The sequence below is a fragment of the Mycobacterium sp. AZCC_0083 genome (genome assembly GCF_014202335.1).
Taxonomy (GTDB): Bacteria; Actinomycetota; Actinomycetes; order Mycobacteriales; family Mycobacteriaceae; genus Mycobacterium.
This window is the reverse complement of sequence record NZ_JACHGP010000015.1, coordinates 17,713-29,981: the sequence shown is the minus strand read 5'-3', so window position 1 is coordinate 29,981 and position 12,269 is coordinate 17,713. Positions and strand designations below refer to the sequence as shown.

Annotated in this window: 10 protein-coding genes and 1 pseudogene; 7 read left to right on the top strand and 4 right to left on the bottom strand. The window is 64.6% G+C overall.

Annotated features, from left to right (window positions below; genetic code table 11):
- Positions 1–14: 14 nt before the first annotated feature.
- Genes HNP02_RS30960 through HNP02_RS30945 form a run of 4 tightly spaced genes read left to right on the top strand, consistent with a single transcriptional unit; the run spans position 15 to position 5,107 of the window.
- Positions 15–506 (top strand): formate dehydrogenase subunit gamma, encoded by a 492-nt coding sequence (locus tag HNP02_RS30960; protein WP_184444468.1) that lies wholly within the window; start codon positions 15–17, stop codon positions 504–506.
- Positions 503–2,074 carry an NADH-quinone oxidoreductase subunit NuoF gene (locus tag HNP02_RS30955; RefSeq protein WP_184444467.1) on the top strand — a complete coding sequence of 524 codons (1,572 nt, stop codon included), beginning with the start codon at positions 503–505 and terminating at the stop codon, positions 2,072–2,074. The genes HNP02_RS30960 and HNP02_RS30955 overlap by 4 nt, the downstream gene beginning before the upstream one ends.
- Entirely contained in the window at positions 2,071–4,893 is a 2,823-nt protein-coding gene (fdhF, locus tag HNP02_RS30950; RefSeq protein WP_184444466.1) for a formate dehydrogenase subunit alpha, read from the top strand. Before HNP02_RS30955 ends, fdhF begins: the two co-directional genes overlap by 4 nt.
- 1 nt (position 4,894) lies before the next feature.
- A complete protein-coding gene (locus HNP02_RS30945) occupies positions 4,895–5,107 on the top strand; it encodes a formate dehydrogenase subunit delta (RefSeq protein WP_221318256.1) in 213 nt (70 codons plus the stop codon).
- A 79-nt stretch (positions 5,108–5,186) separates the two neighbouring features.
- Here the strand turns inward: HNP02_RS30945 and HNP02_RS30940 are convergent, their stop codons facing one another.
- Complete coding sequence (locus HNP02_RS30940) at positions 5,187–5,435, bottom strand: hypothetical protein (protein ID WP_184444465.1); 249 nt, start codon at positions 5,433–5,435, stop codon at positions 5,187–5,189.
- 10 nt (positions 5,436–5,445) lie between these two features.
- On the opposite strand from HNP02_RS30940, the gene HNP02_RS30935 reads away from it, so the two are divergent.
- The gene (locus HNP02_RS30935) at positions 5,446–5,610 is read left to right on the top strand and encodes a hypothetical protein (protein WP_184444464.1); all 165 of its coding nucleotides are present in this window, start codon (positions 5,446–5,448) and stop codon (positions 5,608–5,610) included.
- Positions 5,611–5,623: 13 nt separating this feature from the next.
- Here HNP02_RS30935 and HNP02_RS30930 read toward each other — a convergent pair whose 3' ends face one another.
- From HNP02_RS30930 to HNP02_RS30920, 3 genes are all read right to left on the bottom strand, one after another.
- Positions 5,624–5,926: a hypothetical protein gene (locus HNP02_RS30930; protein WP_184444463.1), complete on the bottom strand. Its 303-nt coding sequence runs from the start codon at positions 5,924–5,926 to the stop codon at positions 5,624–5,626.
- A 29-nt stretch (positions 5,927–5,955) separates the two neighbouring features.
- Entirely contained in the window at positions 5,956–7,299 is a 1,344-nt protein-coding gene (locus HNP02_RS30925) for an OFA family MFS transporter (protein WP_184444462.1), read from the bottom strand.
- Between the two features lie 148 nt (positions 7,300–7,447).
- Complete coding sequence (locus tag HNP02_RS30920; protein ID WP_184444461.1) at positions 7,448–9,205, bottom strand: hypothetical protein; 1,758 nt, start codon at positions 9,203–9,205, stop codon at positions 7,448–7,450.
- An 879-nt stretch (positions 9,206–10,084) separates the two neighbouring features.
- Here HNP02_RS30920 and HNP02_RS30915 point away from each other — a divergent pair.
- Together HNP02_RS30915 and HNP02_RS30910 are read left to right on the top strand one after the other, a co-directional pair.
- A pseudogene (locus tag HNP02_RS30915) lies at positions 10,085–10,353 on the top strand (type II toxin-antitoxin system Phd/YefM family antitoxin).
- A 434-nt stretch (positions 10,354–10,787) separates the two neighbouring features.
- A complete protein-coding gene (locus HNP02_RS30910; protein ID WP_309241750.1) occupies positions 10,788–11,318 on the top strand; it encodes a TnsA-like heteromeric transposase endonuclease subunit in 531 nt (176 codons plus the stop codon).
- The last annotated feature ends 951 nt before the right edge of the window (positions 11,319–12,269 follow it).

The window sequence follows — 12,269 nt, the reverse complement described above, 5'->3', positions numbered from 1 at the left end:
CCAGGAGGAATGCCATGAGTCCCACCACGACGGGGGAAACGAGCACGACCGTCGAATCCGTGGTCCGAGGGATCGCAGCCGACCATCGCGCACACCGCGGCGCCCTGCTGCCCATCCTGCACGCAGTTCAGGAGGCCCTGGGTTGGGTTCCGCCCGAAGCGATTCCGGTCCTGGCCGACGAGCTCAACCTGTCCCGCGCCGACGTCCACGGTGTGGTGACCTTCTACCACGACTTCCGTTCCAAGCCCGCAGGCCGCACCGTCGTCCGCGTCTGCCGCGCCGAGGCGTGCCAGTCCGTCGGCGCCGGCCGACTGGTGGATCACCTGAAGGACACGTACGGCCTGTCGATGGGGGACACCCGTTACGACGATTCGGTGACCGTGGAACAGGTCTTCTGCCTTGGCAACTGCGCTCTTGGTCCGGCCGTGCAGGTCAACGATCGGCTGCTCGGCCGGGTGGACGAGGACCGATTGTCGGCGATTCTCGACACGGCGATCTCACGATGAACGCACCGGTCACCGTCTACGTGTCACGCGATTCCGCGGCGAAGTCAGTCGGCGCGGACGAGGTGGCGTACGCCCTGCAACGCGCCGCCGATCGCGTTGGGCAGCCGATCCGGCTGGTACGCAACGGGTCCCGAGGAATGTTGTGGCTCGAACCGTTGATCGAGGTGACGACACCGGACGGACGGATCGGCTACGGCCCGGTCACCCCCGGTCAGGTCGATGACCTCGTCGAGGCCGGCCTGTTCAATGCTGCCGAACACCCGTCGCGGGTGGGCGTGGTCGAGGAGCTGCCCTGGATGGCGACGCAGGATCGGGTCACCTTCGCGCGGGTGGGCGTCACCGATCCGTTGTCTCCCAACGACTACGTGAACCACGGCGGCCTCGCCGGGCTGCGCCGGGCATTGGCGATGTCACCGGAGGACGTGGTCGCCGAGGTCACCGACTCCGGCTTGCGCGGACGCGGCGGCGCGGGCTTCCCCGCCGGAATCAAGTGGAAGACGGTGCTCGGATGCACCGACGAGCTGAAGTTCGTCTGCTGCAACGCCGATGAAGGAGACAGCGGGACGTTCGCCGACCGGATGGTGATGGAAGGCGACCCGTTCCTGCTCATCGAGGGCATGACGATCGCGGCCCATGCCGTCGGCGCCACCGAGGGCTACGTCTACATCCGGTCCGAGTACCCCGACGCGGTGGCCACCATGCGATCGGCGATCGAAATCGCAAGGGCGCAAGGCTGGCTGGGGGAGGGCGTGCTCGGCTCGTCGCTGAACTTCGAGCTGCACGTGCGGGTCGGCGGCGGCGCCTACATCTGCGGCGAGGAGACCTCCATGCTGCAAAGCCTGGAGGGCAAGCGCGGCGAGGTCAGGGCGAAGCCGCCGATCCCGGCCATCAACGGCCTGTTCGGCAAGCCGACGGTGGTGAACAACGTGCTGACCCTGACCAGCGTGCCGACGATCCTCGCCGACGGTGCACAGGCCTATCAGCAGCTCGGCGTCGAGCGATCCCGTGGCACCCAGGTCTTCCAGCTCGCCGGCAACATCCGGCGCGGCGGCGTCGTCGAGAAGGCCTTCGGGGTGACGCTTGGCGAACTGGTCAACGACTATGGCGGAGGTTCGCTTTCGGGACGTCCGGTGCGTGCCGTCCAGGTCGGCGGCCCGCTTGGCGCATACCTGCCGACGTCGCGGTTCGACCTGCCGATGGACTATGAGGGCTTCATTGCAGCGGGTGCGATGGTCGGCCACGGTGGCATCGTCGTGTTCGACGACACCGTCGACATGGCCTCCCAGGCCAGGTTCGCGATGGAGTTCTGCGCTGCCGAATCGTGCGGCAAGTGCACGCCGTGCCGGGTGGGCTCGGTGCGCGGCGTCGAGGTGATCGACCGGATCACCGCGGGCGAGCACCGCGACGAGAACCTGGCGCTGCTCGAGGACCTCTGCGACGTCATGACCGAGGGATCACTGTGCGCCATGGGCGGCCTCACGCCAATGCCGGTACGCAGTGCCATCCAGCACTTCCCAGACGACTTCTATGCCAGGCACGCAAACGCGAAGGCGGAAGGTAAACCATGAGCCTGCTCAAGGAACCCGACTACGGCACCCCGGCCAAGAACGGTCCGGCGACGGTCTCGGTGGAGGTGGACGGGCTACGCGTCTCCGTTCCCGACGGCACGTCGGTGATGCGGGCGGCCGGGCTTGCCGGCGTCGACATCCCCAAGCTGTGCGCCACAGACACGCTCGACGCGTTCGGTTCCTGCCGGCTCTGTCTGGTGGAGATCGACGGCCGCCGAGGCACTCCCGCCTCCTGCACGACCCCGGTCGCCGACGGCATGGTCGTGCACACGCAGACGCCGAAGGTCGCCAAGCTCCGCGAGAGCGTCATGGAGCTCTACATCTCCGACCATCCGCTGGACTGCCTCACCTGCCCGGCCAACGGCGACTGCGAACTGCAGGACATGGCAGGCGTCGTCGGGCTGCGTCAGGTCAGGTACGGCTACGAGGGTGCCAACCACCTGGACGCGGTGAAAGACGTCAGCAACCCCTACTTCGACTTCGATCCGTCCAAGTGCATCGCCTGCTCACGCTGCGTGCGGGCCTGCGGTGAGGTCCAGGGCACGTTCGCGCTGACCATCGAGGGCAGGGGCTTCGATTCGAAGGTGTCGCCGGGTGCCGGTGAGTCGTTCATGGACTCGGAATGCGTGTCCTGCGGCGCATGTGTGCAGGCGTGCCCGACCTCGACGCTGCAGGAGCGTTCCGTCGTCGAGCTGGGGGTGCCGACCCGATCGGTGGTCACCACCTGTGCGTACTGCGGCGTCGGCTGCTCGTTCAAGGCGGAGTTGCGCGGCGACGAAGTGGTCCGCATGGTGCCCCTCAAGGACGGCGGCGCCAACGAGGGGCACTCCTGTGTCAAGGGACGCTTCGCCTTTGGTTACGCAACGCATCCGGACCGGGCGCTGCGCCCGATGGTTCGCGAGAAGATCACCGACCCGTGGCGCGAAGTCGAGTGGGACGAGGCGATCGGTACCGTCGCCCGCCGGATGCTGGAGATCAAGGCACGGTACGGCACGGGAGCGATCGGTGCGATCACCTCGTCGCGATGCACGAACGAAGAGGTCTACGTCGTCCAGAAGATGGTGCGCGCGGCCTTCGGCAACAACAACGTGGATACCTGTGCGCGAGTGTGCCACTCGCCGACGGGATATGGGCTCAAGCAGACTTTCGGGGAGTCGGCGGGCACGCAGGACTTCAAGTCCGTGGCGCAAGCCGACGTCATCATGGTGATCGGGGCCAATCCCACCGACGGCCACCCGGTCTTCGCGTCCAGGATGAAGCAACGGCTGCGCGAGGGCGCGAAGCTCATCGTGGCCGATCCACGTCGCATCGACCTGGTGCGCTCACCCCACGTCGAGGCCGATTACCATCTGCAGCTGAAGCCGGGAACGAACGTGGCGATCGTCAACGCGATGGCCCACGTGGTGGTGACCGAGGGTCTGGTCGACCAGGCTTTCGTGGCCGCCAGGTGCGAGGGATTCGACGAGTGGGCGGAGTTCATCTCACGCCCCGAGAACAGCCCAGAGGCCGTCGAGCCGATCACCGGCGTGCAAGCCGAGGACGTGCGCGCAGCTGCCCGGCTGTACGCGCAGGGCGGCAACGGGGCCATCTACTACGGCCTCGGGGTCACCGAACACAGCCAGGGCTCGACGATGGTGATGGGCATGGCCAACCTGGCGATGGCCTGCGGCAACATCGGCCACGAGGGTGTCGGCGTGAACCCGCTGCGCGGTCAGAACAACGTGCAGGGCTCCTGTGACATGGGGTCCTTCCCGCACGAGCTCCCCGGTTACCGGCACGTGTCGGACGACGCAGTGCGCCAGACCTTCGAAAACCTCTGGGGAACAGTTCTTTTGCCCGAACCCGGGTTGCGGATCCCGAACATGTTCGACGCCGCGATCGAGGGCACGTTCCGGGGGCTGTTCGTGCACGGTGAGGACATCGCGCAGTCCGACCCGAACTTCCACCACGTCTCGGCCGCGCTGAGCGCAATGGAGCTGGTGGTGGTGCAGGACCTGTTCCTCAACGAGACCGCGAAGTTCGCGCACGTGTTCCTGCCCGGTGCGTCGTTCCTCGAGAAGGACGGCACGTTCACCAACGCCGAACGCCGGATCAACCGCGTCCGTGCCGTGATGAAGCCCAAGAGCGCGAGGCACGAGTGGGAGATCGTCTGTCAGATCGCCACGGCGATGGGCTATCCGATGGGCTACGACCATCCGAGCCAGATCATGGACGAGATCGCCTCGCTCACACCGACATTCACTGGTGTGTCCTTCAAGAAGCTTGACGAAGTGGGCAGCATCCAATGGCCATGCAACGAGGGGTCTCCTGACGGCACCCCCATCATGCACACCGAGACGTTCACCAGGGGCAAGGGCAGGTTCGTCCCGACGATGTTCGTGCCGACCGACGAGCGCAGCACGCGCCGCTACCCACTGATCCTCACCACGGGCCGAATCTTGAGCCAGTACAACGTCGGAGCGCAGACCCGCCGCACGGCCAACATCGCCTGGCACCCCGAGGATCTGCTGGAGATTCATCCTCACGACGCCGAAGTGCGGGGCATCACCGACGGCGACGAGGTCACGCTGGCCAGCCGAGTCGGCGAGACGACGCTGCACGCGCAGCTATCCGACCGGATGCCCACCGGGGTGGTGTACACCACGTTCCATCACCCGATCTCGGGCACGAACGTCCTCACCACCGAGAACTCCGACTGGGCGACGAACTGCCCGGAGTACAAGGTGACGGCCGTCCAGGTCGCGCTCACCCACCCGACTGCCGCGATGCTGGGGGAGTCGGAGGCAGATCGTGTCCTGGCGTGGGGACTGGTGGACTGACATGTCGCACAACGAACCTGCCGAGATGAGGATGGTCAACGACATCGTCGTCAACCTCGGCTACCTGCCCACCGACCAGGTGGCAGCGGCGGTCGCCGATCACGTCAAGAGGTTCTGGGACCCACGCATGAAGCGGCGGCTGGTCGAACTGGTCGCCGCCGAAACGGAGCGTGTGGACCCCGTGGTGGTAGCCGCGGCAGCGCTGCTGCCGTAACTCGTTGCGCGGTGGTCCCGTAGGCCCGGATTGGGGACCGCAGCCAGTCGTGTACTGGCAATATCGCGTCGTGCTGTTGTCACTCATTGCGGTCTCGGGCGTCGTCGCCGGCTGGTCGCTGCTGGCCCGCCGGCTCGAGCAGTGGAGGATAACCGCCCCGATCTTCTTGGTGCTGGCCGGAGTGGCGGCCAGCTTCACCATCGAACGTGGGCTGGCGGACGCACTCGCCGAGCGCGTCGCCGAACTGATCCTCGCGGTGGCTCTGCTGGGGACGACGTTCTCCTGGCACGACCGGCTTCTCATCGGTTGGCTCGGACCCGCGGGGCACGACGTCGATCGTGTTCGGCCTGCTCGCGTTCAACGCCCTGGCCGACCACGAGCAAGCGGACTCGCTGACGATGGTGGTCGTCGTGGTGCTCGGCAGCGTCGTGCTGCACGGCCTCGGTGCGCCGGCGGCCGCGCACGCACGATCCCATCCTGGCCAAACCGGACCGCCTGTGTGAGGTCCTTGGCGGGTCAGCTGGCCCGCTGACCGCCGACGCCTTCGTGGTCGACGTCCCGCCAGAAACCGTGGTCGTAGTCGGTGTCCGGGATCTGGATCATCGCGGCGCGCCCCTTGGACAGGACGAGCCCACATGCCATCTCCAGCTCTTCGGTGTCGATGCCGAGGCGGTCGATGCCGTTGAGGATTCGTTCGGCGTCATTGACGATGCGACGCATGGCTGGGGCGTCACCGTACGTCGTCTCCAGCGATGCAACGCACCGCAGTAGGTTGCCGATCAGCTGGTGAAGTTCATCGAGTTCGGAAGTCGTGGACATCGAAATCTCCTTGGGCGTTGGGTGTTCGGTCACCGTGGCAAGCACACCTTTGGGAGCCCGGGGCGGTGGATGAGCCGCGTCATGACCGCGGCGAGCAGGCTGAGCAGACCGGCGGCGACGAATGGAGTCGCGAGCCCGTGCGATGACACCAGCAACGCGGGCAGGCCGACTCCGATGACGCCTCCGAAAAGCTTTGCACTGTAGACGAGTCCGAAGTTGCGCACGGCGTTGGGCTCGCCGAAGTAGTCGGCGACGAGGCTTGCGAACAGCGGGTAGAAGGCGCCGCCGGCCATCCCGCTCAGGGCCGCGAAGGCGACGAACGCCCATGCCTGGCCGATCGACGCGGAGTAGACGAGCCCCAGTTGGGCGCAGCCCTCGAGTAGCAGCGCGGCGCTCAAGGTCTGGCGTCGGCCGAACCGGTCGGAGATCCGGCCTGCGACGCTGCGGCCCGCGCCGTTGACGACGGCGAGCAGGCCAACGGCCAATGCGCCGATCCCCAGCGAAAAGCCTTGGTGCATGGCGACGATCGGAATGTAGGCGATGGCCAGCAGGGAGGCCGCGGCGGCGATGACCAGGATGAGGTACATGACCAGGAAAGCCGGCGTCCTGACGGCCTCACCGGGCGGGAACTGTCGTACTGCCCGGACGTTGTGGGCAAGGCTGCGGTTCAGCCGCTTGTCGACGGCCCACACCTTGGGGTCGATGTCCTGCGGCCACCAGCCCGTCGGCGGATCCCGCAGGAAGGCGCCACACGCGCCGACGCCGATGAGCATGCACAGACCGACTCCGACGAAGACCTCCGTACGGTTCGCCGGTGTGAGGAACGCGGCGAAGAGCGCAATGAACGGCACGGCGCCGAAGCCGAACGCCCCGGTGACGAATCCAACCCGGACGCCGCGCTGCTCCGGGTACCACTTCGCGACCGTGGAGGCGCATGTGGCGTACACGATTCCGGCGCCGGTACCCGACAGCACGGAGTAACCGAGCACCGCGAGCCCGAGGCTGTCGGTGTACGCGAGGGTCACGGGGCCTGCGGCACACAGGACGGCGCCGAGCAGGACTGCGCGCGGGGGAGACAGGGCCATGCGGTGGCTCAACGCGGCGGTGGGTGCGGCCGCACCGGCCTGGAACACCACCCAGAGGGCGAGCACCCAGAAGGCGCCGGCGGCAGTCGATCCGTTGGTGGCATCCAGCGCAGCGACGGCGACGCCGTAGCCGTACTGAAGGACGCCGATCCCAGCCATGGCGACCCAGGTCAGCCAGAGCATCCATCTGCGGGAGTGGCCCATGATGTCGTGCGGCCGTTCACCGACTCGGTACGAGCGGCCATGAAGATCTCGGACCTCGACCACTCCGACGTCGCTCTGAGTCATGACTGCCTCCTGATTGCATACAGTATGCGATCATGATAACTATGACTTGGATCACTTGTCTAGAGGAATGTAGGTTCTATTTTTCCGTGGCGGATGAATGGCGGATCCGCCATAAACTCTGGAATTGTCGGCGACCCCCGTTGGTTCCTCAGGTGGCCTGTACCGGTCGTATCCGCACATCCAACTCCGCGGCCACTGTGACCACGTGCCGCGGGCACGGTCGGTAGGGGAAACCGCACGCTTCCAGGTACTGCTGGAGCGGCATGAACCCCACCTGCCGCCAGGCCCGGATCAGGTTCGCCGCCTCAAACCCGGGCGTCTCTGCCATGCCCTCAAGCAGCAGGAGGTCGGCGATCGAGACGACAGTGGGCGTTAGCATCTTGCCCCCGTGCGCCGCCATCATCTCGCGAGCACTAAGCCCGACGAGCATCATCGACATCGGCGTGCTCGGTAGTCCGACATCTGGCACGACTACGAAGGGCGCGAACGTCGTATCAGTGAAAGATGCTCCGTCCCAGCCACGTTCGGTCAGGTGGTCGATCACGGACTCGAACTGATGGGCCTTCTTGCTCGTCAGGAACGCTTCGAGGTTGGAGGCGAAGTCCACTCCGCTGGCCACACCCTCAGCCAGCGGCGAGCGCAGCGGGCGGTGGGTCGCGTCGATGAGCAAGGTGAACCCTCTGTTGGTCGGCAGCATCCAGTCGCACGCCTTCGGTTGCTGTCCTTTCTTCACTGTCCACGCGGCCTGCATCTCCTCTTCGCCGACGATAGAGCCGAACACCGCACTGTTCGCGGCGATTCGGGCGACTATGCGACCGACGATCTGCTCGAACTGATGCTTGACCGCATCCTGGAATTGCTTCGCCCGCTCCGACTTTTCCTGCCCTACGAAGCCCTGCTGAACATCGAACTCGGGAGCGTTCCCGAAGAACCGGTCCATGCCCCACTGAGCCCGGAGCGCCAGCACGGTGCCGTCGCCGAGATCGAGGAAGGGGAACCGCGTGAACGTGTACCGCTGCGCTCGCACATCGCCGCGTCCCCGATCGTGCTGCGACATGGCGCGAAACTCGTCCAGGTCGCGGACCATGGTCCGCTGAATGTACTGCACCACCTCGTCGCTGACGCCGTGCTCGCGGAGTGTGCCCAGGCCGAAGCGTGCGCTCCCGGTCCGCAGCACCGACGTGATCACATCGCCCGCCCACAGGAACTCGTCCATGCCGATCCCCGTGGCTTCAAAGAAAGTGTCGGCGGGACTCGCACCGAGCTGATCTCCAACCTTCTCCGCCCACGGCTGGTACCAAAACTCATGGATCATGCACTTCATTTGCTCGGGTAGAGACGAAGCGTTGAACATCATCGACGCCGCCTCGTCCACCGCTACCTCGTTGGCGAACGCTATGAGCTTGTCTTCTGACATGGACCGCATCTCGGCGTCGACCTGGTGAATGTCCATCGCGTTGAACCGAGCAACCAAGCCGCTCTGGGTGTCGTGGTCCTCGTTCACCGACAACAACAGCTCGAGCAAAGCATCGTCGTCCTCGATATCGAGCCGGGACCCCTCGCCAGCTTCGATGATCTCCCGCATGAGCCGGACCATCGTCTGCGGCGGCGCTAGCCGATGCCCGGCTGCGAGGTGCTGCCGGACCGGCTCGTACCACTGCGAATCCACGATGCGCATCGCCTCGACCGGCAACGTCGGCGTACTGCTGAGCATCGCCGCATCGAGTTCGGCTTGCATCTCACCCAGCGCTACCAGCACGGCCGTGCTGTCGATACCGGAGAGCAGCGCAAGGCGCTGCTCTCGATCCAGCGGCACCAGGCCCACAGATGTCGCGGTGATCGTGTGCCGTGCCATCCCGTACATCGCCTCCACGACACGCTGGGTCCCGAGGGGGAGGTCACTCATGTCGGGCAGCTCCATCGCCGCGGGTTGAACGGGAGACCTGTCCGAAGGCGTAGCTGTATTGCTCCCCGATTGCCTTGTCCGCTGCGTGATGCGCCGTTGGCGCCGTGCATGTTTATCCTGCCGATTCCCCATAGCCGTTGATAATCGCACCAAAGACCGACAACCCCGCCCCGCTGAGACATGGCACGTACCGCTCCGCCCGGCGACGCAGAAACCCGTACCCATTCTTGGAGAGACTGAGTCGATCCCGACATTGATAGATCCGGACCGAGCGCTCGCCGTCGGAGCCAACTATTGCAGCCTCTATCAAGTTGCAACCCTGCAGTTTTCAAAACCGACATGCCAGTGCCTAAGCCAGATCGACGGGGCACTGCAGGTTTCGTATCACAGCGGGTCAGACTTCGGCGTTCACACCAACCAGTCGCGTCGTGACGATGTTCGACACGACTGTTTCGAAGTCCTTTCGGGGTCGGTGGGGTGTCGCCATCCAGGTCGACCTGACACAGAGGCGCCGATCTCAAAGACACAGATCGTTCGGCGGACGTTCGAGGAGAGGACTCCAGCGGGTCCCATGAGGGAGCAACCTTATCGATGCTCTCCGCCGCGACTCACGGGTGATTCCACAGAGCCGAGGCCACCGCATGCGCGGCCGGCCTGAACCAGGCCGCCGTGGCGAGCCAACAGCGGGGGCGCCTCACCTGTATCGACTGCCGCCGCCGAGCACTCGGTCGATGCAGTAGCCGCAATCGAGGAAGGTGGCGTCGCAGGTTCCGAAAGCGGTTAAGCCCTTCCCGCCGGCGGCCTCACCATGGGGCGCAAAGCGCACGTAGTTCTCGCACGCTAGACGTACGGGGTACTCGCGAGTGAGAGGTGCCAATAGTGGCCATCAGCGCAAGCGAAGCGCGGCAGCGCCTCTTCCCGCTCCTCGAGCAGGTCAACGCTGACTACGAACCCGTACGCATCACGTCGAAAGTCGGTGATGCCGTACTGATGTCGGCAGAGACTACGACGCATGGCAGGAAACGGTCTACCTCTTGCGTTCGCCGGAAAACGCACGCCACCTTATGGAATCGGTCGCCCGCGACAAGGTGTGCCAGCCACAGCCTCACCCGGCCGATTACACCAAATCGCGCCGCGGAAGGCACTAGGGCGACCGGGACCCATCCCGGAACGCTGCCGTGCAAACTACGTGACATGACTCACCAGGGTCCGAAATGTCGTCAGCGCGCAGGGGCGAGGGCAGCTCCCGCGATTGTGTTCGGAGATCGCGAAACTGGTAGCCAAATTGCTAAAAGCGTTGAAACACATTGCCTGCTGGCAGTCTGCGACGCTGGCCCGTCGCCCTTTACGCTGCCCATAGCGTGGCTTACGCCACACCGTATGTTGCGCCGTCGGCTCTTAGAAGGAGCCTTAGCCGGCTAACGCTCACAATTCTACTGGCTATGAGAGGCACTGTGTGACAGTAATTTCCGCACATGAACCCGTTCGCGGTGTCGTTGGTCGGAGATCGCCGAATCTTCCACAAAAGCGGTCTCGGCGGTGTCACGATGTCTACGCGGCGGTTAACGGCGTGGAGTAATCAGTGGCGGATGCGGTCAGAGTTGATTCGGATTCCGCGGTCGTTTCGTATCGGCCAGCGGCGGGAGAAGAACGCTCCGTGTCTGCGATGGACGCATCGCTAGCGGCATTGTTTGACGCGGTTCCGTGGCGCACGTTCCGTTGGTATTTTGGTCAGCCTCATTACTCGGGCACATATTGGGCGGCCACGGAACGCGACCATGTCATCTACGAGTCGCGCCTGGAGCTGGCGAATCTGCTGTTGGCCGATTTCGATCCAACGGTCCATCGCATCATGGCTCAGCCGTTCTCCTTGCGCGCCGAGGTTGACGGGCAGATGCGCAGACATGTCCCGGACTATCTATGCGACAGCGACGATGGACCCGTCGTGATCGATGTCGTCCGTGCTGAACGGATGGCTCACCCGAGAATCGTCTTGGTGCTTGGCTGGACGAAGTCGATCGTTGAATCGTTGAACTGGACTTACCCTCGTTGTGAACGAGCCACCGAAGATCCGTCTGGCGAACGTGCGCTTCCTGTCGGGCTATGGGCGTGAGTGGTTAGTCAATCAGGACGTTCTGGGTGAGATGTGCTCCTGTATTGGCCAATTCGCCGGGACGTCGATCGCCGACGCTGAGCGCAGCGTTCATGGGTATCAATGGCCATTGATACGCCCGGCGTTGATGCATCTGCTATGGCGTCACGACTACTTTGTGAATCTAAATGAATCACTGTGTACTTCAATGATATTGGAGATAGATCGATGAAACATGCTGGTGTGCGGGTAGGTATCGGAACACGGTTCGCGTACGACGGAGAAGTATTCGAAGTCGTCGAGCCCGACCAAGAAATGTATGAAGTTGTCGAGCTGCACGGTGTGGGCGGGATACCCGAAGTGCTGGCTCGCAACCTCCGGACCCAGACGGTCCGGAGGTTCAGTCTCAGCGAGGTGATGTCGGAGCGATCGCATCTGCTCAGCGAAGACCTCGTCGTCGACGTTGCGGACACGGGAGGTGACACTGCCGCGGTGAAATGGGCTGCTGTACCCGAGTCTGCGCGGTGCCGGGCGCGTGAGCGTGCAGCCCACGTGCGCGAGATTCTCACCGGGTATCGCTTCGGGGTCGCAGAGGCTGCGCTGCCTGGTGAGCCCCGGGCCCGTTACAAGGCCACGGTACCCAAGCAGGTCCGGGTGAAAGCCAAGGCGGAGGAACTCGGTAAGGGATTCCGGACTATTGAGCGATGGGTCAGTCTCTACGAAGCGGAGGGCGAAGTGGGGTTGATACCCGACAGAGCGGTTCAACCAGCCCTGGGCAGCAAGCATTTCCAAATCTTCAGGATGGCGGCGTTGGACGTCATGACCGAGTACGTCGAGATGTCTAAAAGGACCAAGGGATTTGTGATTCAACATGCGCGGGCGCGCGTTGTTGCCACCTATGGTGTCGGCGGGGCACCGTTGCCGGAACGGGCGATGGCGTATGAGATCGTCAACGCGCTCGAAGTGGAGTGT